The following is a 24,442-nucleotide window of genomic DNA, read 5'->3' as shown; positions in this document are numbered from 1 at the left end:
AGTACCGGGTACCGGGCACCGAGCACCGGGTACCGGGCACCGAGCACCGAGTACCGGGCACCGGTTGAGGGGCGCCGGGCACCGGCGATTGGGCATCGGGGCAGGTCTGGTACTCGGCCTCCGGGGCTTGTGCCCCCCCGCGCTACACTCGCCAACGCCCCATGACGAGACCGGGCTTGCCGCCGCTCCGGGCCCGTGCGACGAGCCTGCTGGTGCTCGTGGCGCTGGCGTGCGTCGCGACGCTCGTCGCGCAGCAGCCCGGGCCCACGTTTCGCGCGACGACCGACCTGGTCGTCATCGACATGGTCGCCGTCGATCGGGATGGCCGGTTCGTCGCCGACCTGCGTCCGGACGAGATCGAGGTGAAGGAGGACGGCAAGCGTCAGCCGGTCCAGTTGCTGCGTGTGGTGGGCGACGAAGACGCCTCCACGTCGCGGGGGATGGCGACGGTCGTGCCGGGCGGCGCCGCGCAGGCCGGCAGCCCTGCTCCTGCCCCGAAAGTTGCGGCGGCGCTGCGGCGGCTGGTCATCGTCGTCGACACGCTGTCGCTCTCGATCGACGCCGTTCCGCGGGTGCGCGATGCGCTGCGCGCCGCCATCGCTGACGTGCCGCGCGACATGCCCGTCGCCGTGCTGAGCGTCGGCGGCGACCTGATCGTCGATCAGCCGTTCACCACCGACGTCGCCCTCCTCGGCGCGGCGATCGCGAGGCTGGCGCCGCAACTCGATCCCCCGGTCGGCGTGCGCGGCATCTTCGACGCCGTCGATCGGGCGTGCGCGGCCACGTCCGAGCAGCGGCGCGTCGCCGAGATCGCGATCGAGGCCGGCGAGCAGATGCTGCGCGACGCGCAGGCGCGCAGCGCCGCCACCAGCGAAGCGCTGCAGCGGCTCGCCACGCGTCTCGGCGCGCTCGACGGCCGCAAGCACCTCGTGCTGTATTCGTCGGGCCATGCGATCAGCCCGCTGTCGCAGGCGGTGGACGCGATTGCCGCGGCGCTGTCGGCCTGCACCGGCCTCGACCCGATGCAGGCGCGCCGCGACGCCACGTCGGCCCTCGGGCGCATGGAGAACCAGGCGACGGCGGCGGGGCTGCGGCAGGTCGTCGCCGCCGCCAACAGGGCACAGATCACCTTCTACACGATCGATCCGGCAGGAGTGACGACGAGCGCGATCATGCCGTCGACACGCGGCACGGCCCAGACCGGCGGGCAGGGTCCGCTGTTTGCCTATGCCGGCCTGCGCGGTGACGCGGGCCGCGACTACGTGGAAGGCCTCGCCGCCGAGACCGGCGGCCTCACCGTGAAGTCCAACGACATGGCCACGGTGCTGCGGCGCGCTGCCGACGACGCGCGACGCTACTACCTGCTCGGCTATGTCCCGCCAGCCAGCAGGAGCAAGGACGAGCTGCGGAAGATCACCGTGTCGATCACGCGCGGCGGCGTGTCGGTGCGCTACCGCAAGGGCTACATGTCGACACCGGCGCCGACGGCAGTGGCGCCGACGGAGGCCGAGCGCGCCATCGAGGAGGCGCTCGCCTCGCCCGAACGTTTCGCCGACGAGGCCATCGACGTCAATCCGACCGTGGAAGGCGACACGCTGACGATCGAGGTCCTGGTGCCCCAGGCGGCGATCACGTTCAGCGGAGCCGGAGATCACCGCGAGGCGGCGTTCGCCGTCCACGCGCAGGTGGAACCCGCGAGGCGGGAAGACTCGGGGCGATCGCGCGCTGCCAGGGACGCCTCGGCGAGTCGGCCCTCGCCATTGCCAGGCAAGGACATCGTCCTCGAGGTGACCTCGGAGGACTACGCGCGCATCGTCGCCGCCGGCACGCTCCGGGTCGTGCTCACGGCGCCCGCCCCGCGCACGCCGTCCCGACTCGTGGTGGCCGTTCGAGATGCCGGTGGATGGATCGCGACACGCGTCGTGCCCTGTTGCGGGGCCGCTTCCGCCGGGGGCGCTGGCGCGGCCGGGGACGCCGCGCCGTTGCTCGAGCAGGCCGCCGCGCAGGTGGAGGCGTTCGTCGCGCGGTTCTCCAACGTCGTGATGGAGGAGACACTGACGCAGACGTACACGGCGGCGCCCTCGACACTCGGCGGCCGCTACTCGCGCGTGCTGACGCCCGGCGCCACGGCCAGGCGCGCGCTGCGGTCGGACTTCCTGCTCGTGCGCCCCGCGTCGACGGTCTTCTGGCTCGCCTTCCGCGACGTGCTCGAGGTCGACGGACGTCCCGTGGTGGATCGGCAAGGCCGGCTCGAACAGCTCTTCCTGCAAGAGGGACGCTCGGGCATCGCCGAGGCGCAACGCATCGCCGCCGCGGGCGCGGCGTACTTCCTGGGGGCGCGCACGCGCACGACCACCAGTCCCGTGTTCGCGCTCGCGTTCCTGCAACCTCACCACCAGTCCCGCTTCGCATACACGATCGAGAAGGGCCGGGCGACAGGCACGCGCACGCTGGTCGCGCGCGAGGTGCAGGAACCCACCCTCCTCCGCACCGAGAGCGGCGGCAACCTCCCGATCCGCGCCCGGTACGAGATCGACGTGACGAGCGGCGTCGTGCGCATGAGCGAGGTGTCGCTCACCACCCTCGCCGAGCAGCTGGTCCTGCGCACGACCTTCGAGGTGGATGCCCGGACCAACGCGGTGGTGCCCGCCACGCTGCGAGAGGAGCAGATCGCCCGCGACGGCGCGCGCCTGCTCACCACCGCGACGTACGGCCGCGTCCGCACGTTCGGCGTGACGACGAGCGAGGCCGTCCCCTGAACGCGCCGGTGCTGTCGACGACGGCTCGCCTGCTGCTCCTGGGCGCGGCGCCGCTGGCCGCCTCGGCGGTCGTACTGGCGATCGCTCCCGTCGGGCGCGCCGTGTGGCTGCAGCAGACAGGCGCCGTCATGCTGGCCCTGGCGATCGCCGGGGGCGGACGCGCGCTCCGGGGCCGCGTGCACGTGCCGGTCGTCGTCGTGATGGCGGTGGCACTGGCCGGACTCGCGGCGCCGCTCCTCCTCGACGAACGACCGCCCCGCCGCTGGCTCGCCGTCGGAGCTGTCCGCCTGTACATGGCGCCCTTGTTGCTCCCGGTGTTCCTGCACGCGCAGCACGTGCTGGCGCGATCGGGTGTGCATAGGTCGCGGCTCGCCGGAGCCGCGACCTGCCTCGCAGGCTTCGCCCTCGTGCTGCACCCGGATGCCTCGCAGCTCCTCGCCGTGCTGGCGGCGCTGGTGGCGACGTACTGGCTCGTGGATCGTCGGCAGGGCGGCGCGCGCCTGGCGTGGCCCAAGCTCGTCCTCGCCCCGGCGTGCGCATGGGCGTTCTGGCGACCCGATCCTCTTCAACCCGTGCCCCACGTGGAGGGCGTCGTGGCGCTGGCGTTCGCCCACTCGACTGCGACAGGCGCGCTGGTGCTGGCCGCCCAGCTGTCGTTCCTGCTCGGGCTGTGGCGCCTCGGCGCGCTGACGCACGGCGCGCTGACCGGCATCGCCGCCTACTACGCCGTGCTGTTCCTGTGCGCGCACGCCGGGCTGACGCCGGCGCCGCTCATCGGATACGGCGCCGCGCCCTGGCTCGGGTACGGGCTCCTGGCGGCGATGACGCCGGACCATCGGCCTTCCCCTGCGTAGCCGCCGACGTTCACGTCGGCGGGCTGCGGTCAGGAGCGGGGCGTCATTCGTGCCCGGCGGCGCGCTCCGCGCGCCGGCGCTCGGCCGACGTGTAGGCGGCGTTCAACTGCAGCAGCCGCATCGCGAAGAGCATGAAGTTGAACCCCGCGACGGTCGGCACGATCATCCACCAGCCCGTGTACCAGTCGATCCAGAAGAGCGCCGGCCCGACGATCAGCAGGACGGTCGCGATGATGGTGTTCCGCCGCCGGCTGCCGACGTGCCCCTCGATCGCGGTGGCGCGCGAGGGGTGCACCACGGTGAGCAGCGGCGGACCGCTGCGTCCGGCCGCATCGAAGACGTCGAAGCGCACACCCGGATGCAGGTCGGCCTGGCGCCGGCACAGGGACTCGGCCTCGGCGAGCGTGTCGGCAATGGTGCAGGTGGCCGCCTCGTGGCTGGTCGGCACGCCGTCCAGGCTGCAGGGCCCACCGCCCTCGAGCCGCGTGGCGAAGATCGCGACCTGCCCCGGCTGGATCAGCTCCATCCAGTCGCGCGGCGTGCGCGACGCGTCGTACAGGCGGACCGTCTGGACGGTCACCTGGCGCCCACGCGCCCGCCCCGGCCGGCCCGGACGGCCGCCGCCGTGATCGGCGACGCCTGATGCCCCCAGGCCTGACGGACATAGGTGAGGATTGCCGCGAGCTGGTCGTCTGGCAACCCCGCGAGCGGCGGCATCACCGCGTATGCCGGATCCTCGTCGCGGCCGTTGAGCACGATCCTGATGAGGGCCTCGGGCGGCCCGAGCACGCGGGGCGATCCCACCAGCGGCGGCGCCACCGCCGGCAGGCCGCGGCCATTGGGCTGATGGCAGGCGGCGCAGATCGCGAAGTCCTTGCGGCCCCGCTCGACGCGCGCCGCCAGCACCGGATCCCTGGGCGCGGCCGACGTGATCTCCGGCGCCGCGGCCCTGGCGGCCTTCATCCCCTCGAGCACGGCCTCGCGCTGCCACGCCGGACGTCCGCTGCCCTCCGACGACAGACGCCGCAGCAACGCCCGGCCCTCCGGCCGTCCTTCGCCGGCCACCGCCGTGGCCAGCGCGATCACCAGCGCGCGGTGCCCGGGCCGGTCCGTCTCCCACAGCGCGGTGCTGGTGACCATCTCCAGCGTCTCCCGGGAGCGCCCCTCGTGCCCGCTCATGAACGCATCCACGAAGAACGGGGCATCCACGTCGCGACGCAGCAACTGCATGCGTGCGTCCTCAGCGGCGCGGCTTCGCGTCTCGCCCAGCGAGTACAACAGCTGGCGGCGCACCGTGACGTCAGGGTCGTCGACCAGCCGCAGCACGGCGGCACCGACCGCCGGATCGCCGAGCCGCGTTTCTGCCAGCCGCAGCGCAGCGCTCCGCACGTGCGGCGAGGCATCGGCCAGGCCCGACAGCACGACCCCATCGTCGGCGGCGCCGAGGCCGTCGAGGGTCCACAGCGCGTGCAGGCGGACGCGAGGGTCGGCATGCGTTGTCGCGAGCGCGCGGACCGCGGGCACGGCGAGCTGGGAGCGCGAGGCGACGATCATCCGCTGCGCGGTGTCGCGCCAGTGGCCGTTCGGGTGCGACAGCAACGCCACCCAGCCGGCCACGTCGCCGCGACGGACCACCGGTGGCGTCGGCACCGGCCGACCCTCGTGGACGATGCGATAGATTCGCCCCATGCCGTTGAAGGGCTGCTGCAGCCCGCGCGACACGGCCTGGTTGCGCAGGAACGTCGTGAGGAAGATGTGTCCCTCGATGATCCCGCGATACATGTCGGCGACGTAGAGCGCGCCGTCCGGGCCGTTGGCGGTGTACACCGGGCGCACCCGCTCGTCGTTGGAGAACAGGAACTCGCGCCGGTCATAGGCGTTACGGCTCGTGAGGATGCCGTCCTGCTCGCTGACGATCGAGCGGCGGATCAGGCGTCCGGCCGACTCGCCGACGAAGACGTTGCCGCGGTACTCCTCGGGGAACTGATCGCCGCGGTACACCAGCGGCGCCGCGTTGGCCGTGAACACCTTGAGCTTCCCATCGTCGTGCAGCTGGGCGCGGCGGTTGACGCCCGGCGTGATGGCGTGCGGCCAGACCTCGTTGTCCTGGCCGATTCGAACGTCGATGCCACCGCTCGCGGTGTACTGGGGGTTGCGCGCGGTGTAGGACGTGGGGACCAGGCTGCCTCGGATGTGGTCGCCGTTGTAACTGAAGAACAGCCGCCCCCAGTCGTCGTGGGACATGCCCCACTGCCCCGCCAGGCGACCGGCCGGCGAGCGCAGCGGGGTGGCGTTGACCAGCCGCAGGCGGTCGCCCACCTGCAGGCCATACGCCCAGTTGTCGAGCGTCCACGACGGGCTGCTCGGCGCCAGGTGCGGATTGACCGGAATCGGCAGGCCGTCCTGCAGCACGACGCGGGTGTCGGCCTTGTCGTCGCCGTCGGTGTCGCGCAGCAGCAGCACCTGCGGCAGCGCGAACAGGATGACGCCGCCGTCCACCAACTGGAACCCGCGCGGCCAGTCCATCTGGGCGAACACGGTGCGCGTGTCGAGGCGTCCGTCGCCGTCGGTGTCGGTGAGCACGACGAGCCGGCTGGCGGGGGTCGGCTCCGACGGCAGGCCGAGCACGTCGCGCAGCGGCCAGTTGTACGAGGGCCACTCCAGCACCCACAGCCGGTTGCGCTCGTCGAACGCGAACGAGATCGGGTCCTGCACCAGCGGCTCGGCAGCGACCAGTTCGATGCGGAACCCGGGGGGCAGTTCCATCATCCGCATCGACTCCTCCGGTGTGCGGACCGGCGCGGGAGGAATCACCCAGTGCGGCGGCGGCGCCCCGGTGTCGATCGCGGCGCGATCGCCGACCTGGGCCGACACGCCCACGACGGCGGCCACGATCGCCGCGAGGAGTGCAGCGGCCAGGACGCGACCCGTCACGCGCGCGTTCACTTGCCGACCGTGACCGCGATGAAGTCCACCGTGGTGACCTTGCCGGCGCGACCCGTGCCGGACACCGAGATCTTCGAGGCCGCCGGCGGTCGGTTCGGGTCGAAGAGGGTCGGCCGGACGTTGTTGAACTCGGCGTCGGCGACCGGATCGGCCACGTAGTAGGTCGCCTTGGGGATGTGCCGCACGTCGCTGCCCGCGGTCGCGAGCAGCGACGTCAGGTCGGCGAAGATCTCGCGCACCTGGGTGGCCGGATCGGCAGATCGCCCAGACAACCCCGAGACGAAGATGGGACGCCCGGCGAAGATGCGGGCGACGCGGCTGTACCGGGCCGAGATCGGCTCGACGAAGGCGACGCGCTCCCTCGGGTCCGTCGCGCCCGGCGCGGTGGCCACCAGTTCGATCTCGGTCGGCGCTCCCGCACGACGCCACTCGGTGACGACGATGGGTGGCGCCACGCCGGCGAAGGTCGCGGCGACGAGGCGCCGGAGGTCGTCGACCCGCGTCATGTCGCCGAGGAACGCCTTGACCTGCACGGCGTGCTCCAAGCCGAGTCCCACCGCGGCGAGGTCGCCCCGCAGTTGCTCCATCGTGCCGCGCACGGCGGCCTCGAAGTCGCCCTGCGCCGCCCGACCCGACACGATGACGAAGGGGCCGGCGGGCTGCACGGCCAGGTGCGCGGCATTGCCGACCGGCGTCGGGAGTGTCGGAACGACGAGGCGTTCCGGGCGGCCATCGGGGGCTCGGCGCGCCGTCACCGCGATGGCATCCATCACGACACGAACACCGTCGCGCGGCATCTGCGACTCGACGAGCGTGAGGGCCGGGGCCCCGGCACCGGCGAACCGCCTCGCCAGTACGGCGTCGATGGCCGGCGTGACCGACGCGTCGGCGACGTAGACGTGGAGGCGCGCCAGGTGCGCCAGCCCCGACCCGGCGGCCTTCAGCGCCACATCGAGGTCGTCGAGCACGCGACTGGCCTGCGCGGCCGGGTCGGCGCTCACGACGCGGCCCTGCCCGTCGACGGGCGTGAACGTCGCGGTATGGACCAGTTGTCCTTGCCCCACCACGACGGCCGAGGACCATCCACGCCCGGCGACGCCGCCAATCGCCTGCCGGCCGATCCCGGCGGCATCCGTCGAGCCGCGCGCCGGAGCCGGCCCCTGGGCGGCGACCGGGGATCGCGCGTGAGTAGCGAACAGGACGGCGACGACTGCGAGCAGGGTCGCGGCGGCGTTGAAGGACGGGGCTGACTGGCGCATCGACCGCAGTCTAGCCCGATGCGTGGTCGGTCCGTGCCACCACCCACACGGTCTGCCTCCCGGTCCTCGACGCCACGTCGCGCCGGGCCACGACGCGCCACCCGGCCTCGCCCGTCAGCCGTTCGAACCGGTCGGGCGACTGGCTGGTGCTGCAGACGACCCGATCGCCGTCGCGATGAGCCACTCGCGCCAGGAACTCGCAGATGAGGTTCGTACCAACACCAGCGACCACGAAGCTCGCGGGAGCGTCAGGCAGGGGCATGTGTCGCACGTCGTCGCAGACGACGCGGTAGCGCCCCTGCCGACCGGAACGATTGGCCACGGCGTCCCTGAGGGCCTCGACGATGCGGGGACGCTTCTCGACGAAGATCACCGCCGCCTCGGGAAACCGGTCGAGCACGGCGCAGCCGATGACGCCCCGGTCGCAGCACAGGTCCCACACCGGCAGCGCCGGGTCGATCAGGTCCACGATGGCCGCGATTCGGGGCGACACCGTGGCCGTGGACATCTGTCGAGGGTACCTCGACGGCCGGGTTGTCCGTTGCTCCGGAGAACGGCGTTCAAGGAGCATGCGCCTGCTCATCGTTCCCGGCCTGCTCGCGTTCCTGGTCGTCCTGTCGGGAGGTTCCCGAACGGCCGAAGCCTGCTCGTGCGCGGGCACGACCACACCGTGTGAGGCCTACGCCCGCGACGTAGTCTTCATCGGCGAGGTCCTGAGCGCCGAGACCCGAGGCGACACCCATCACATGCGGCTGGCCGTGAGGCGCGCCTACAAGGGCGTGAACACCGCAACGGTCGACATCCGCACCGACACCTCGACGTGCGGCGCCAGGTTGGAGGTCGGCCAGCGGTACCTGGTCTTCACCGGTGCGGGCGAGAGCAACTGGATTGGTTTGTGCGGTCCCACGAGGTGGATTGCGCCGGGAGAGCCGGACCCGGAGATGCCCCCTAAGCCCGGCCACATCTACGGCACGGTACGCATGACCGACATCGTCCGCACCGGCATGGGCGAACCGCTGGAACGCCTGCCCGGCCTCCGTGTGTGGGTTGATCTGCCAAGCGGGCCGATCGTGACCGAGACGGACGGATGGGGTCGGTTCACGCTGCCGAACGTGCCGCCGGGGCGGCATGAGGTACGCGCCGACGCCGGTGAGGAGTTCAAGGCCGATCCGGCGGAGGTGACGCTCCCGGACGCAGCGGCATGCGCGGACACGCACGTGTACGTCGACCACGCGGGACGTATCGAGGGAACACTGGTGACCTCGGATGGCCGTCCCGCCGGCGACGTCCCGATCCGCCTGCTGGCCACGAACCCCAGCCAGCACATGCCATGGTCGGGCGACGCTGGCATCGTCAATGGCCGCAACACGGATGCCGAGGGGCGGTTCGTGTTCCGGGACCTGCGCGCCGGGCAGTACGTCCTGGCCGTCAATCCGGAAGGGGAATCGGCGGGCGACCGGCCCTACCCTCCCACCTTCTATGGCGGTCCGACGCGCGACACGGCCACCCGCATCACCGTGGGGCGGGGGCATGCCGCGGCGTTGCCCGCACCCTTCGTGCTCCCGCCGCCGCTCGGCACCCGCACCATCACGGTGGCGGTGACGTGTGCGGACGGCACGCTTCCCGACTTCGTCAGCGGCGAGATGCTGGCGTCGGATGGCGCGCGAGGCGTGTCGACCTCGGCGGAGAAGACGGGCGTGATCTCACTCCGGATCCTGCAGGGGCGCCCGTTCTCCCTGGCCCTGACGGTCGCCATTCCCCGTCGCCCGCGGCCCGACACCGGGGCGTTGCGAACCGTGCATCCCCTGGATCCCTGGCCGATCGCCGCCGGAACCGCCGACGACCGCCTCGCGATCGTGGCCCCCCTGGCCGCGTGCGACGGCACGCCCTGACGTGGCCGGCCGCGGCTGTGGTACACGTGGTGCCGCATGCCGAGCTCCACCCTGCCGCTCCCGTTCCGCAGCGCCCGACATCTCATCGCGCTGTTCGCGCTCGTGCTCACCCTTGTCGCCCGCGGCTCCGCCCAGGCCCCGACGCCGCCCCCCGGGGCCAGCGAGGATCCGGACAAGGTCTTCTCCGCGCTCAAGTGGCGCGGCATCGGCCCCTTCCGCGGCGGGCGCGCCAACGCCGCCGTCGGCGTGCCCGGCGATCCCCGCACGTACTACATGGGCACCACGGGCGGCGGGGTGTGGAAGACGCAGGATGCCGGCATCAGCTGGAAGAACGTCTCGGACGGCTACTTCCAGACCGCCTCGATCGGCGCGATTGCCATCGCCGCCAGCGACCACAACGTCGTCTACGTCGGCTCCGGCGAGCACGCCGTGCGCGGGGTGATGACGCACGGCGGCGACGGCGTCTACAAGTCGACCGACGCCGGGCGCACCTGGAAGAAGGTCGGGCTCGAGGCCACGCAGCACATCGCGCGCATCGTCGTGCACCCGTCGAATCCCGACGTGGTGTACGTGGCGGCGCAGGGCCAGTTGTACGGGCCGTCGCCGGAACGCGGCATCTTCAAGTCGACCGACGGCGGTGCGACCTGGCGGCACGTGTTGAAGGTCGACGAGAAGACGGGCGCGTCGGAGCTGTCGATGGACGCGACCAACCCGCGGATCCTCTACGCGGCGATGTGGGAGCACGGCCGGAAGCCCTGGAAGATCACGAGCGGCGGCCCGGGCAGCGGCCTGTACAAGTCGACCGACGCGGGCGAGACCTGGCAGAAGCTGACCAAGGGCCTGCCCACCGAAATGGGCAAGCTGGCCATCGCGGTGAGCCGGACCAACCCGGACAAGGTGTGGGCGCTTGTCGAGGGCGACTCGATGAAGGACGACGCCCGTGGCCTGTTCGTGTCGACCGACGCGGGCAAGAGCTGGACGCAGGCCTCGAGCGACCCGCGCCTGGTGCAGCGCGCCTGGTACTACATCGAGGTGTTCGTCGATCCCAACCACGAGGACACGGTGTACGTGCTGAGCGCGCCGGCGCTGCGCAGCACCGACGGCGGCAAGACCTGGTCGATGCTGTCGGGCACGCACGGCGACTACCACGACCTGTGGATCAACCCGGCCGACTCGAACAACTTCGTGATCTCCAACGACGGCGGCGCGGCGATCACCTTCAACGCCGGCAAGAGCTGGAGCACGCAGTCCAACATGCCGACGGCGCAGTTCTATCGCATCAACGTCGACAACCAGTTCCCGTGGCGCATCTACGGCGGGCAGCAGGACAACACGTCGGTGTCGATTGCCAGCCGGGCCCTCGGGGCCGGCGGCATCACCGAGGCCGACTGGACGGCCTCGGCAGGCGGCGAGAGCGCCTTCCTCGCCTTCGATCCCGACGACCCGCGGTACGTGCTCGGCGGCAGCTACCAGGGCACCATCGAGGTGATCGACACCAGGGCGAAGGCCTCCACCAACGTCATGGCCGCGCCCATCCAGTACCTGGGGATGAGCGCCAGGGACATGAAGTACCGCTTCAACTGGAACGCGCCGATCATCTGGAGCCGCCACGAGCCCAACACCTACTACCACGGCGCGCAGTTGCTGCTGAAGACCTCCGACCTGGGGAAGACCTGGAAGGAAGCCTCCCCCGACCTCACGCGCAACGAGAAGGACAAGCAGGACACGCCTGGCGGCCCGTACACCAACGAGGCGGTCGGCGCCGAGAACTACGGCACGCTCGCCTACGTGATGGAGTCGCCGCACGAGAAGGGCGTGATCTGGACCGGCAGCGACGACGGGCTCGTGCACCTGACCCGTGACGGCGGCGCCACCTGGAAGAACGTCACGCCCAAGGGCCTGCCCGAGTGCCTGATCAACGCCATCGAGGTGTCGCCCTTCGACAAGGGCACGGCCTACATCGCCACCACGCGCTACAAGTTCAACGACCACGCGCCGGGCCTCTACAAGACGACCGACTACGGCGCGACGTGGACGAAGATCGACCGGGGCATCCCGTCAGGTGCATTCACCCGAGTGGTCCGCGAGGACGAGGTGCGCCGCGACCTGCTGTTTGCCGGCACCGAGCGCGGACTGTTCCTGTCGTGGAACGGCGGGCTGGACTGGCTGCCGTTCCAGCGCAACCTGCCGATGACCCCGATCACGGACCTGCGCGTGCACAAGGGCAGCCTGATCGCCGCGACGTCGGGCCGCTCGTTCTGGATTCTCGACGACCTCTCGGTGCTGCGGCAGTACAAGAAGGACGCCCCGGCCTTCGGGCTGTACGAGCCGTCGCCGGCCTACCTGGCCAACGGCGGCAGCGAGCTCGATCGCACCGACGACGAGTTCACCGGCGCCGACACCTTCCATGGCGTCAACCCCGCCAATGGCGTCGTCTTCTACTACCGCCTGCCGGAGGTGAAGAAGGACGAGGAGATCAGCCTCGAGATTGCCGATGCCTCAGGACGCGTGATTCGGACGTTCACCTCGAAGAAGTCGGACGCCAAGCGCTGGGACGGTGGCCCGCGACCCGAGCCGACGCTGACCACCCAGACCGGCCTCAACCGCTTCGTGTGGAACATGCGCCACGCGACGTTGCCGGGCGTGCCCAACGTCTACATCGAGTCGAGCTACGCCGGGCACAAGGCCGTGCCCGGCACGTACACGGCGACGCTGAAGCGCGGCGACCAGCGGTCGAGCGTCAAGGCGCAGATCCTGCCCAACCCGCTCTACGCGGTCACGCCCGCCGCGTACACGGAGTTCGACACGCTGATGACGCGCCTCGAGACCGAGGTGGCGACGATGCATCGCACGGTGAACAGCCTGTACGAGGCGCGCGTCCAGCTCGAGGGACTCCTTGCGCAGTTGCCGTCGGACCAGAAGCACGCCGCGCTCAAGAAGGACGGCGAGGCGCTGGTGGCCAGGCTGAAGGCGTGGGACGGCGAGATGGTGCAGCGCCGCTCGCGCGCCTACGACGACGTGGAGAACTTCCCCAACGGGTTCACCGCGAACTGGCTGTTCATGCTCAACCAGACCGAGAGCGACCTGCCCCGCGTGAACCAGCCGTCGCTCGATCGGCTGGAGGTGCTCTCGAAGCAGTGGGCGGCCCTGAAGGCCCGCGCCGACGAGATGCAGCAGAAGGACCTGCCGGCCCTCAACAAGGCGCTGTGGGAGGCCGGCATCGGCGCGATCTGGAAGAGGTAGCCGGACACCGACACCAAGAGCCCGCACGGGGCGTCCTAGGAGCGAACCACTCCCATGGACGCCCCGATGACTTTCCGCGCCGTTCGCGCCGACGACCTGCCTGCCCTGAAGGCGGTCATCGAGACCACCACCCTCTTCCCGTCGGAGATGCTCGACGGCATGCTGGCGGCGTACATCGCGGGCACCAGCGGCGACGACCTGTGGCTCACGACCGCGGAACCGCTGCCACTCGCCGTGGCGTACTGCGTCCGCGAGCCGCTCACCGCGGGCACCTGCAACCTGCTGCTGATCGCCGTGCATGCGTCCCAACGGCGGCGCGGACTCGGCCGCGCCCTTCTCGATCACGTGGAGGCGACCCTGGCCGCTCGCGGCGATCGCCTGCTGCTCGTCGACACCTCGAGCGACGCGGCGTTCGACGGCACCCGCGAGTTCTATCGTCGCGCCGGGTACGAGGAGGAGGCGCGCATCAGGGACTACTACCAGGACGGCGACGCCAAGGTGACCTTCCGCAAGCGGCTGCGGTGACCGCTGTCGCGGCGCGCCTGGCGGCCGGCTCGGAAAGCCGGCCCTACCCAAAGCACTACACCGGGCGCGCTTCGATCACCGACACGGGCGACGCGGTGTCGGTGATGCCCGACAGCCTGAAGCCCGAGGCGTTGAGGATGGTGTGGAACTGGGCCTCCGTCCGCTCGAGGCCGTCGGGCAACGCCATCATGAACATGTCGAACAGCTTCGACGGTGAGGGGTCGTTGCCGGTGGGCACGACGGTCTCGATGATCAGCAGGCGTGCGTGCTCGGGCATCGCCTTCCGGATGGCCCCCAGGATGGCGATGCACCGGTCGTCGTGCCAGTCGTGGAGGATGTGGCGCATCGTGTAGGCGTCGGCCCCCGGCGGCACTTCCTCGAAGAAGTTGCCAGCGACGAGCGAGCAGCGGTCGGCCACGCCCGAGGCCTGCACGTGGGCTGCCGTCCGCTCGAGGACGTGGGCCTGGTCGAAGAGCACGCCGCGCATCTCGGGGTACCGCCCGAGCGTGGCCGCCATCATCGCGCCGATGCCGCACCCGATGTCGGCCAGGACGCCGATGCCGTCGTAACTGAAGGCGTTCAGCACCGCATCGGTCTCGCCGCCGTGGAACGAGGTCATGGCGCTGTCGAAGATCGCGGCGTCCTCGGGCTTGTGGGCGAGATCCTCGAATATCGGGCGTCCGAACGCCAGCGTGTACGCGCACTGCCCGGTCCGCACCGTCTCCTCGAGCCGCGGCCACGCCGCCGCCATCCGCCCGAGCATCCGGGCACCCGCACGCATCGACTGCGGCGCCTCGGTGCGCAGCAGGTCGGCCATCGGCGTCAGGCTCCACGCGCCATGCGCATCCTCGCTGAACACACCGACGCTGGCCAGGAACCGCAGGAGCCGATGCAGCCGCCCGGCATCGACGCCCGCCGTTGCCGCGAGGTGCGCCGTCGCCTTCGGGCCGTGCGCGAGCAGGTCGGCGATGCCGAGTTCGGCAGCCACGCTGATCGACTGGGCCACCAGCCCGCCGGAGACCAACTGGAACATCTGTTGCGCAGGCTCTGGATTCATCGGCTTCTCAGATTCGCTCCGCGCGGTATCCGCCGCGTCGTCGGTCGTTCACGTACATCGTCCCGAACACCGCGATCAGCACGAGCGCGGCGGGCGCGACATACCGGAAGGACGCCTGCCCTCCGCGTGCCTCGGCCGGGGTGACGATCGCCGCCGCATCGGCCACCACGGGGTCGGCCACCTGCGTCGCGACGATGGCGCGCAGCGCCGTGGCGGTGGCGTCGCCCTCGACGTGATCGGACGTGCCGAGCGAGGCCAGTGCCGCCCGCGTCGCCGCCAGTGCGCCCTCCACGTCGGCCACCCGCGCCCCGCCCGGTTCCCGGCGGGCCGCCTCGATGTGCGCCGGCAGGCTGGCCTCCGCACGCGTGAGCACCGCCCGCGCCTGCGCCGGATCGATCGCCTCGGCGAGGAAGCCGTCGGCCAGGCTGCCGATCAACGGCACGCCGACCGCCCCGGCCATGCCGAGGCCGATGCCGGCCGTCAGCACGATCCCGAGCGAGCCCGTGCGCGGCAGTCGCTCGCTGACCAGGCCCACCATCGTCGGGAAGAAGAACGCGATGCCCCAGGCGTACAGGGTGGCCACCGCCAGCGCCGACCACAGGCCGGTCACGAAGCTGAGGCAGAACAGGCCCGTGCCGGTGAGGATGGCGGCGGTCAGCAGCATGCCGGTCGGCGCCAGTCGCTCGACGAAGTGGCTGGCGAGCAGCCGCAGCACCACCATCCAGCCGCTGATCCACACCAGCACGAGGATGCCGTGCATGCCGACGGCCTCGAGCACCATCGGCACCCAGCGCATCGGCCCGAGCTCGATCGACGTGGTGATCGCCATCATCGCCAGCAGCAGCAGGAAGAGCGGGCTGGTGAGCGTGTACCGGAACATCTCGCCCACCGGGATACCGGCCGCAGTGTTCTCGGTGACGGGGAACTGCTGCGGCAGCACCAGGGAGCCGTACACCGCGATCGGCAGGTAGATGACCGCGAGTTGATACGGCCAGTAACCGAACTTCCCGCCGTAGGTCGCCAGCAGGAAGCCGACGATGCCGCCGGCGACGATGCCGATCGGGAAGAAGGCGTGGAACCAGTTCAGGTGCGTGGTCTTGGCCTCGGGGAACAACGCGGCGACCAGCGGGTTGCCGGTGACCTCGATCATGCCGTTGCCGACGGCGAGGGTGGCGGCGCCGAGCATCAGCATCCAGAACCCCGACGGCGACCCGACCTGGGTGACCGCGGCAATCATCAGCGTGAGTCCCGTCACGTGGAACGCAAAGCCGACGCGTGCGCCGTTCTTCAGGCCGAAGCCCTCGAGCATGGGCCCGAAGAACAGCAGCGAGATGGCCATGCCCCACAGCGCTGCACCGCCGATCAGCCCGACCTGGTAGTTGGTGAGCAGGAAGTCCTGCTTCAACGCGCCGAGGATGTTGCTGACCAGCGCGAACGACGCGCCCGTGGGAATCAGCGCCAGGCAGATTCCCGAGAACAGCCGTGTCCGATTGACGCCTTGCCCCGCACGTTCCGTCATGCCCGTTCGTCCCCCCGCGCGCCTGCGCAGTCGTCGTCCGTCCCAGATGCGGCCTGGAGCGCCCGGTGCCCGGTGCCCGGCCGACGGTGCCCGTGTCTGTAATGTGCCGTGCAGTATATGCGCGCCTGTGATACACGTGAGGGCCTCGCTGGACGCTGGAGGAGATCGAACGTGACCGAGTCGGGGGCGGTGGCCGCCCTGCGCTTCGTGACCGCACCGGACGTGCAGGTCGAGCAGTTGCCGTGGGGACCGCACGAGTGGCTGTGCCGTCCCGGGCTCACCGACGCGCGCGACCTGCTGCTGGTACGCGTCCGGATGCCCCCCGGCACCGGCCATGCCTTCCATCGCCATCCGGCCATGGAGGAGATCATCTACGTCGTGTCGGGGACCGCCGAGCAGTGGGTCGACCGCGAGCGGCGGCTGCTCGGCGCCGGCGACATCGCCCACATCCCGAAGGACGTCGTGCACGGCACCTACAATGCCGGGGACGAGACGTTGGTGTTCCTGGCGATCCTCTCGCCGGCCATCTTCGAGGGGCCGCCGCTGGTGGACGTGTCGGGCGAGGCGCCCTGGAGCACGCTGCGACCGTGACGCCGCGCACCATCCTGCTGCTCGGCTCGCTCGACACCAAAGGCGACGAGTACGCGTTCGTCCGCGACCTGATCGCGGCGCGCGGCCATCGCACGCTGCTTGTCGACCTGGGGATCCTCGGTGCGCCACGCATCGTCCCCGACGTGCCGGCCGAGGTGGTGGCGCAGGCTGGCGGCGGCAGTCTCGCGGACCTGCGCGCGACCGCCGACCGTGGCGCGGCCGTCGACGTCATGCTGCGCGGCGCCCGCGCGCTGGTACCCGCCTGGTACGCCGAGGGCCGGTTCGACGGCGTGCTCGGCCTCGGCGGCGGTGGCGGCACCACGATGATCACGGCGGCGATGCGGACGCTGCCGGTCGGCGTGCCCAAGGTGATGGTGTCCACCATGGCCTCCGGCAACACGGCGCCCTACGTCGACGTGAAGGACGTCACGCTGATGTACTCGGTGGTCGACATCGCCGGGCTCAACCCGCTGTCGCGCCGCATCCTGGCCAACGCGGCCGGCGCGGTGTGCGGGATGGTCGAACAGAACGGGCACCGGGCCCCGGGCGCCGGACCCCGGGAAGACGGCAGTCGGCAGTCGGCGGTCGGCAGTGCCGCGGCGGCACCCGGGCACCGGCCGCTGGTCGCTGCGACGATGTTCGGCGTGACGACGCCGTGCGTGACGGCGGCGCGTGGCGCGCTCGAGGCCGCCGGGTACGACGTGACGGTGTTCCACGCGACAGGGTCGGGCGGGCGCGCGATGGAGGGCCTGATCGACGACGGCTACTTCGCCGGCGTGCTCGACGTGACCACGACCGAGTGGTGCGACGAGGTGGTCGGCGGCGTTCTGACGGCGGGGCCGACGCGGCTGTCGGCCGCCGCACGACGCGGCGTGCCGCAGGTGGTCTCGGTGGGCGCCTGCGACATGGTGAACTTCGGCGGCATCGACACGGTGCCCCCGCAGTTCCGCGAGCGCCTGCTGTATCGCCACAACGCGACGGTCACCCTGATGCGCACCACCCCCGACGAGTGCATGGCGATCGGCACGCGCATCGCCACACAACTCAACGCCGCCACGGGGCCGACGTCGCTGGTGCTGCCGCTGCGCGGCGTGAGCGCGCTCGACGCGCCCGGGCAGCCCTTCCACGATCCTGCGGCCGACGCCGCGCTCTTCGACGCGCTGCGCCAGCACGTCGCGCCGCGTGTCCGCGTGATCGAGGTCGACGCCCACATCAACGACGCCGCGTTCGCCGACGCCCTCGTTGCGGAGTTCCGCGCACGCATGTCCGACCATCAGCGGTAGCCACACGCGTCGCCCACGGCCGACGCCTGCCCATCTCTTCCTATGCCATTTCTCGACAGATCGACCATGCTGCGGCGCCTGCGGGCGCGGGTCGCCGCGCGGCAACCCATCATCGGCGCCGGTGCCGGCACCGGCATCTCGGCCAAGTTCGCCGAGCGCGGCGGCGTCGACCTCATCATCATCTACAACTCCGGGCGCTTCAGGATGGCCGGCCGCGGCAGCCTCGCGGGCCTGCTGCCCTATGGCGACGCCAACGCGATCGTCACCGACATGGCGCGCGAGGTGCTGCCGGTCGTGAAGGACGTCGCGGTGCTGGCCGGCGTGTGCGGCACCGACCCGTTCCGCATCATGCCGGCATTCCTGCGGCAGTTGAAGGCGATGGGCTTCGACGGCGTGCAGAACTTCCCGACCGTCGGGCTGATCGACGGCACGTTCCGCCAGAACCTCGAGGAGACGGGCATGAGCTACGGCCTCGAGGTGGACATGATCCGCGAGGCCCGCGCGCTCGACATGCTGACCTGCCCGTACGTGTTCGACCCCGACACGGCGCGAGACATGGCGACGGCCGGCGCCGACGTGCTGGTCGCGCACCTCGGCCTGACCACCAAGGGTTCGATCGGCGCACGGACGGCCTTGACGCTCGACGAGGCGGCCGCCCGCGTGCAGGCGATGCACGACGCGGCGCGAGCGGTGCGCAAGGACGTCTTCGTGATCTGCCACGGCGGCCCCATCGCCGAGCCCGAGGACGTGGCGTACGTGCTCGAGCGCACGCAGGGCATCGACGGCTTCTTCGGCGCCTCGAGCATCGAGCGGCTGGCCACCGAGGTGGGCATCGAGGCGCAGGCGCGGCGGTTCAGGAACCTGGTGCTCGGACGGGAGTCGGGAGTCGGGAGTCGGGAGTCGGGAGTCGGGAGTCGGGAGTCGGGAGTCGGGAATCGAAGCGCGGCAGTCGGCCATCGGCGGTCGGCAAGGGCCGGAAAGGCACGCGCACGGCCGGCGCCACTGGAAGGCGCACGCGATGAGACCGACCACCTGGCGTGTCACGTCGCTGCTGATCGCCGCGCTGGCCGTCGTACTCGCGACGGCGGCCCCGCACGGGCAGGCGCCCGCGCGCGCTGGCACGGCGCCCGCTCGGCAGGGCGCCGCTCGCCCCGAAGGCCGGCGACCCACGGCCGACTCGTCCGCCGTAGCGCAACGCGCGAAGGCGGAAGGCCGCCCACTCCGTGTGCTCTTCCTCGGCCACACGAGCACGCACCATCCGTCGATGACGCTGATGCCGATCCTGGCCGCGCCGCTGGCCCGCAAGGGCATCCAGCTCACGCACGTGGCGACGCCGGCGGAGGCGCTGCGGCCCGAGGTGCTCGCCAACTACGACGCGATCATGATCTACGCCAACCACACCGACATCACCGAGGCGCAGGAACAGGCGCTGGTGTCGTTCGTCGAGGGCGGCAAGGGCCTGATCGCGCTGCATTGCGCCTCGTTCATGTTCACGAAGGCGCCGCGCTACATCCCGATGATCGGCGGGCAGTTCAGCACCCACGGCACCGGTGACTTCACGGCGGAGATCGTCGCCCCCGACCACCCGATCATGAGCGGCCTGGCGCCGTTCACCACCTGGGACGAGACCTACGTCCACACGCGGCACAACCCGGTCGACCGCACGGTGCTGATGGAGCGGGTCGACGACAAGGGGCGTGAGCCGTACACCTGGGTGCGCACGCAGGGCAAGGGCCGCGTGTTCTACACCGCGTTCGGCCACGACGAGCGCACGTGGCGGAACCCTGGCTTCCAGGTGCTGGTCGAGCGCGCCACCACGTGGGCCGTCTCGGACCAGGCACGCAAGGCGTGGCAGGCGCTGAAGATGCCTGAGGTCACCTACCTCGACGGCTTCAACGTGCCCAACTACGAGAAGCGCGATCCGGCCCCGAAGTACCAGATGCCGTTCTCGCCGGCCGACTCGATGAAGTTCATCACGACGCCGGCGGAGTTCGACCTGCAGCTCTTCGCGCGCGAGCCCGACATCGTCAAGCCCATCACGTTCCAGTTCGACGCCCGGGGGCGGCTGTGGGTGATCGAGGCCATCGACTATCCCAACCTCGTGCTGAACGGCCAGCCTGGCGCCGACCGCATCCGCATCCTCGAGGACACCAACGGCGACGGGCGCGCCGACAAGTTCACCGTCTTCGCCGATCGTCTCAACCTGGCCACCAGCCTGGTGTTCACCGGCAAGGGCGTCATCGTCGCCGCCGCGCCGCACATGCTGCTGCTCGAGGACACCAACGGCGACGACAAGGCCGACAAGAAGACCGTCCTCAGCACCGGCTGGGGCATCAGCGACAGCCACGCCGGCCCGTCGAACCTGCTGTACGGCCCCGACAACTACGTGTGGGGCACCGTCGGCTACGCCGGCTTCAAGGGCGAGATGAACGGCAAGCCGATGCAGTTCGGCATGGGCGTGTTCCGGTTCAGGCCCGACGGATCGGGCTTCGAGTTCGTGACCGGGTCGACCAACAACACGTGGGGCCTGGGCTTCTCGGAGACGTTCGACGTGTTCGGATCGACGGCCAACAACGACCCGAGCTTCTACGTGGCGATCCCGAACCGCTACTTCGACGGCGTCGAGGGACTGGGCACCGGGGGCCGTCCGGTGAGCGGACCCGGCTACCAGAGCCTGGCGCAGTTCTACAACGCGCACTTCATCACGCCCTACATCCGGCAGGTGGACGTGCACGGCGGCTACACGGCGGCGGCCGGGCACCAGCTGTACACCGCGCGCCGGTTCCCGAAGGCGTACTGGAACCGCATCGCCTTCATCACCGAGCCGACGGCGCACATCGTCGGCCAGGGCGTGATCGAGAAGGACGGCGCGGGGTTCGTGACGCGCGACGGCTACAACCTGATGGCCGGCGCCGAGGAGTGGGTCGCCCCGGTGCACGCGCAGGTGGGTCCGGACGGGGCCGTGTGGGTGGCCGACTGGTACAACTTCATCGCCCAGCACAACCCGACGCCGCCCGGGTACAGCAACGGTCCAGGCAATGCGTACGAGACGTCGATGCGCGACCGGCACCACGGGCGCATCTACCGGATCGTGCCGAAGGCGGGCAGCCGCCCGACGATGCCGCGGCTGTCGGCGTCGCTGCCGGCCTCGCTGGTGGCGGGCCTGTCCTCCGACAACATGCTGTGGCGCCTGCACGCGCAGCGGATGCTCGTCGAGCGCGGCGCGACGGATGTCGTCCCGGCGCTGATTGCGCTGACCCGCAACACGTCGGTGGACGAGATTGGCCTGAACGGCGCCGCGTTGCACGCGGTGTGGACGCTGGACGGCCTGGGCGCGATCACCGACGTCGGCAGCGACGCAGGGCGCGCAGTGGTGGCGGCGCTGAAGCACCCGGCCGCCGGCGTGCGCAAGGCCGCGGCCACCGTGCTCGCCACGCGCCCGGGTGGCGCGCAGGCGATTCTCGATGCAGGGCTCCTGCGCGATCCCGACCTGCACACGCGACTGGCCGCGATCCTCGCGCTCGCCGACGCGCCCTCGTCGGACGGGATCGCCAGGGCGATCTACACGGCCAGCCTCGAGGCGCAGAACTTCAAGGATCGCTGGCTGAGTCGCGCGCTGTACGTGGCCGCGCATCGTCACCGCGCACGCGTGCTGCCGCTCTACCAGGCCGACCCGAACGCCGTGCCCGAGACCGCGTTACCCCTGCCCCTGCGGCTGGGCAACAACCGCCCCGACTGGCGCGTGCCCGAGGCGGCCAGCCTGGCGTCGTCGTGGAAGGAGATCGAGGTTCCGGGCCGCTGGGAGTCGAAGGGCCTGGCCGACTTCGACGGCGTCGTCTGGTTCACGCGGACGTTCGACGCGGCGGCAGGCGCCCCGGTCCGCTTCAGCCTCGGTCGCATCGGGCAGGCCGCGGAGGTCTGGGTCAACGGCCAGGCCGTGCCGGCACCGCCGCGCGATCCGGCCGCCCCTGCGGCGCTGCCGGTCTTCACCGTCCCCGCCGAAGCGCTGAAGGCCGGGTCGAACGTCCTCACCCTCCGCATCCAGAACTACCGCGGCGACGGCGGCTTCCTCAGCACGCCCGACCTGCTGTACCTGGAGGTGGCCGGCGCGCGCCAGTCGCTGGCGGGCACCTGGAGGCACCGGGTCGAACGCCAGACCAACGCCGTGTCGCTCTACGCCAGGGCCGGCGAACTCCCGGCACACCTGGCCGCCGCGACGGCGGCAGCGGCACGGACCGCGCCGCCCGCTGCCGCGTTGCCCCGACCCGACGTGACCGTGGCGCTCACGGTGATCCCGGGACAGATGAAGTTCGATCGCGCGGAGTTCACGGTGGCGCCCGGACAGCTCGTGCAGCTGGTGTTCACCAACCCCGACGTGATGCAGCACAACTTCATCCTGGGCGCCGCCGACTCGCTGGCCCAGCTCGGTGGCGCGGCCGACCAGATGCTCACGACGGGCGACGCGTTGGCCCAGAGTTACGTGCCACAGACCTCGCTGGTGCTCTTCTCGACGCCGATCGTCAATCCCGGACAGACGATCACGGTGCAGTTCCGCGCCCCAGCACAGGCCGGCGACTACCCGTACGTGTGCACGTTCCCGGGCCACTGGCGCCTGATGAACGGCGTCATGAAAGTGAAGAACTAGGGGCTGGGCGCCGCGCGGCTGGCCATGAGGATGGCGGCGAGGGCGAAGGGCGGCGGCGTGTGGCCACGCCGCCGCTGGACGAGATCGGCGCGGTGAGGTACCGCGCCCTGGCTGCGACTCAGGACCGCCGCGTCTGGCGCCGGCGACGGGCGATCAGCCCTGCGGCGGCAGCGCCGAGCAGCGTGAGGCTCGCCGGCTCGGGCACGTCCGGGGTGCCGCTGACCACGAGGGTCGCGGTCGGCGCGCGCGTCTCCAGTTCGTCGTCACTCACGACGATTCCGGAGACCGACGTGAAGGTGCCCGTCTGTGTCGGAGTCCGCTCGAAGATGAAGAAGTCCGCCGGGTAGTCCTCAGTGAACAGCAGCAGAAGACCGCCGGGGCCGCGCAGGTTGATGCCGAACAAGGTCACGTCGGGCTCGATGTCGACGCCAATCACCGATTGGGTCTTGTCGACCACGTCGTCGGAGCTGACCGCGATCTGGGCAGCGGTCAGCGGAAAGATGTCCAGGTCCGACGGCGTGATGAAGTCCGACGTCGTGAGCACGATGCGCACGGCGCCGACGTCGCCGTTGGCGGGGAGGCTGAAGTCGTACACGACGGCGGCGGCCGCCTGGGTGCTGCTCGCGAGCGTCAGGCCCAGGGCCAGGGCCAGACCGGCAGCGATTCTACGGATGGAAGCGATGGGCATGTGTGTCATTCTGCCCCGAAATCGGTGCAAGAATGTCGCCACCCAAGGATAGGCGAGGCCACCGCATCAGCACACACGCCCCGCTTGTTTGTCTCCTCGATGGTCGACTTTAGTCACACCGTTCCGGACACGGGCGCGGCTTCACCAGACGATGCCGACGCGAAGCCGGCCATCGTCACCGCCATCACCTCCAGCGCACGCCTCGCCGTCACAGGCGGCGCGGCGCCCTCGCGGATGGCGTCGCGCATCCGGGCGTAGAAGTGGCCGTAGTGGCCCGGCGGGGCCGGGCGCCGTTCCGGCTCGCGGCCCTCTCGGTACACGAAGACCGGGTCCGGGTCGTGGCCCCAGTCACTCTCGCCCGGCCGTTGGCCGGCCATGAGCGCGCGCTCCTGGGGATCCATCCCCTGCTTCACGATGGTGCCGGTCGTGCCGCGCACGACGAAGCGCGGCGTCGGGTCGGCGGCCAGCATGCTCGACGTGAGCCACACCTCGCGTGAGGCGTAGACCAGCCGCACGTGGAACCAGTCGTCCACGGTGGCACCCGGTCGCAGCGGGCGGATGGCCGCGTGCACGGCATCAGGCAGGCCGAACAACTCCAGCGCCTGGTCGATCAGGTGCGGCCCGAGATCGAACCACAGCCCCGCGCCTGGCCCTGGACGTTCCCGCCAGCGGTCGCGCACCTCGGGACGCCACCGGGCGATCTCCGACCACAGCTCGGTGACCTCGCCGATCGCGCCCGCCGCGATCGCCGCGCGCACGCCGGCGAAGTCGCTGTCCCATCGGCGGTTCTGGAAGACCGCGAGGAGGCGACGCGTCTCCTCGGCGGTGGCGACGACACGCCGGGCCTCGTCGAGCGTCAGGGTGAACGGCTTGTCGACCACCACGTGCTTGCCCGCCCGCATGGCGGCCTGGGCAAACGGGGCATGCGTCTCGTTGGTGGTGGCCACGACGACGAGGTCGACGTCGGGGGACGCCAGCGCGTCCTCGGCGGATTGCGACACCCGCACGCCGGGATAGGCCGCCGCGATCTCGTCGCGGCGGCTCGACGCGATCATCCGGAGTGCGAGCCCCGGCGTGGTGGCGATGAACGGCGCGTGGAAGATCCGCCCCGCGAAGCCGAAGCCGAGCAGGGCGACGCCGATGTCGTGTGTTCGGGCTGGAGTCATGGTGGAAAGACATCA

At 71.1% G+C, this 24,442-nt stretch carries 16 protein-coding genes and 1 pseudogene; 9 read left to right on the top strand and 8 right to left on the bottom strand.

All coding sequences use genetic code 11. The features are described from left to right. Nucleotides 1–161 precede the first annotated feature (161 nt). Nucleotides 162–2,759: a VWA domain-containing protein gene (locus TBR22_RS08710; protein WP_239492583.1), complete on the top strand. Its 2,598-nt coding sequence runs from the start codon at nt 162–164 to the stop codon at nt 2,757–2,759. Between the two features lie 8 nt (nt 2,760–2,767). Beyond that, the gene (locus tag TBR22_RS08705) at nt 2,768–3,613 is read left to right on the top strand and encodes a hypothetical protein (RefSeq protein ID WP_239492582.1); all 846 of its coding nucleotides are present in this window, start codon (nt 2,768–2,770) and stop codon (nt 3,611–3,613) included. A 43-nt stretch (nt 3,614–3,656) separates the two neighbouring features. Here TBR22_RS08705 and TBR22_RS08700 read toward each other — a convergent pair whose 3' ends face one another. Genes TBR22_RS08700 through TBR22_RS08685 form a run of 4 tightly spaced genes read right to left on the bottom strand, consistent with a single transcriptional unit; the run spans nt 3,657 to nt 8,326 of the window. Beyond that, a complete protein-coding gene (locus TBR22_RS08700; protein WP_239492581.1) occupies nt 3,657–4,193 on the bottom strand; it encodes a hypothetical protein in 537 nt (178 codons plus the stop codon). After that, entirely contained in the window at nt 4,190–6,547 is a 2,358-nt protein-coding gene (locus tag TBR22_RS08695; protein ID WP_239492580.1) for a c-type cytochrome, read from the bottom strand. Before TBR22_RS08695 ends, TBR22_RS08700 begins: the two co-directional genes overlap by 4 nt. A gap of 8 nt (nt 6,548–6,555) precedes the next feature. Continuing rightward, on the bottom strand, nt 6,556–7,818 hold the full coding sequence (locus TBR22_RS08690; RefSeq protein ID WP_239492579.1) for a RidA family protein: 1,263 nt from the start codon (nt 7,816–7,818) through the stop codon (nt 6,556–6,558). Between the two features lie 10 nt (nt 7,819–7,828). After that, complete coding sequence (locus TBR22_RS08685; protein ID WP_239492578.1) at nt 7,829–8,326, bottom strand: SAM-dependent methyltransferase; 498 nt, start codon at nt 8,324–8,326, stop codon at nt 7,829–7,831. Between the two features lie 61 nt (nt 8,327–8,387). Between TBR22_RS08685 and TBR22_RS08680 the strand changes: the two genes are divergently transcribed. From TBR22_RS08680 to TBR22_RS08670, 3 genes are all read left to right on the top strand, one after another. Further along, nucleotides 8,388–9,710 (top strand): hypothetical protein, encoded by a 1,323-nt coding sequence (locus TBR22_RS08680; RefSeq protein ID WP_239492577.1) that lies wholly within the window; start codon nt 8,388–8,390, stop codon nt 9,708–9,710. A 36-nt stretch (nt 9,711–9,746) separates the two neighbouring features. Next, on the top strand, nt 9,747–12,953 hold the full coding sequence (locus TBR22_RS08675) for a hypothetical protein (protein WP_239492576.1): 3,207 nt from the start codon (nt 9,747–9,749) through the stop codon (nt 12,951–12,953). Nucleotides 12,954–13,019: 66 nt separating this feature from the next. Continuing rightward, entirely contained in the window at nt 13,020–13,478 is a 459-nt protein-coding gene (locus TBR22_RS08670; RefSeq protein ID WP_239492575.1) for an N-acetyltransferase, read from the top strand. A gap of 55 nt (nt 13,479–13,533) precedes the next feature. On the opposite strand, the gene TBR22_RS08665 is transcribed toward TBR22_RS08670, so the two are convergent. After that, nucleotides 13,534–14,535 (bottom strand): acetylserotonin O-methyltransferase, encoded by a 1,002-nt coding sequence (locus TBR22_RS08665; protein ID WP_239492574.1) that lies wholly within the window; start codon nt 14,533–14,535, stop codon nt 13,534–13,536. A 7-nt stretch (nt 14,536–14,542) separates the two neighbouring features. Continuing rightward, complete coding sequence (locus TBR22_RS08660; RefSeq protein ID WP_239492573.1) at nt 14,543–16,054, bottom strand: sugar MFS transporter; 1,512 nt, start codon at nt 16,052–16,054, stop codon at nt 14,543–14,545. 171 nt (nt 16,055–16,225) lie between these two features. On the opposite strand from TBR22_RS08660, the gene TBR22_RS08655 reads away from it, so the two are divergent. The 4 genes and pseudogenes from TBR22_RS08655 to TBR22_RS08640 all read left to right on the top strand — a co-directional run bounded on the left by TBR22_RS08655 (nt 16,226) and on the right by TBR22_RS08640 (nt 22,573). Then, nucleotides 16,226–16,645, top strand: coding sequence for a cupin domain-containing protein (locus TBR22_RS08655; protein ID WP_239492572.1), 420 nt, complete (start codon nt 16,226–16,228; stop codon nt 16,643–16,645). Beyond that, a complete protein-coding gene (locus TBR22_RS08650; RefSeq protein ID WP_239492571.1) occupies nt 16,642–17,928 on the top strand; it encodes a Tm-1-like ATP-binding domain-containing protein in 1,287 nt (428 codons plus the stop codon). The genes TBR22_RS08655 and TBR22_RS08650 overlap by 4 nt, the downstream gene beginning before the upstream one ends. Nucleotides 17,929–17,970: 42 nt before the next feature. After that, a pseudogene (locus TBR22_RS08645) lies at nt 17,971–18,792 on the top strand (phosphoenolpyruvate hydrolase family protein); the annotation flags it as partial. A gap of 400 nt (nt 18,793–19,192) precedes the next feature. Further along, nucleotides 19,193–22,573, top strand: coding sequence for a PVC-type heme-binding CxxCH protein (locus TBR22_RS08640; RefSeq protein ID WP_239492570.1), 3,381 nt, complete (start codon nt 19,193–19,195; stop codon nt 22,571–22,573). Nucleotides 22,574–22,691: 118 nt separating this feature from the next. Here the strand turns inward: TBR22_RS08640 and TBR22_RS08635 are convergent, their stop codons facing one another. Then, nucleotides 22,692–23,261: a PEP-CTERM sorting domain-containing protein gene (locus TBR22_RS08635; protein ID WP_239492569.1), complete on the bottom strand. Its 570-nt coding sequence runs from the start codon at nt 23,259–23,261 to the stop codon at nt 22,692–22,694. A gap of 113 nt (nt 23,262–23,374) precedes the next feature. Next, nucleotides 23,375–24,427: an oxidoreductase gene (locus TBR22_RS08630; protein WP_239492568.1), complete on the bottom strand. Its 1,053-nt coding sequence runs from the start codon at nt 24,425–24,427 to the stop codon at nt 23,375–23,377. Between the last annotated feature and the right edge of the window lie 15 nt (nt 24,428–24,442).

The organism is Luteitalea sp. TBR-22 (assembly GCF_016865485.1).
Taxonomy (GTDB): domain Bacteria; phylum Acidobacteriota; class Vicinamibacteria; order Vicinamibacterales; family Vicinamibacteraceae; genus Luteitalea.
This window is presented reverse-complemented; position numbering and strand designations above follow the sequence as displayed.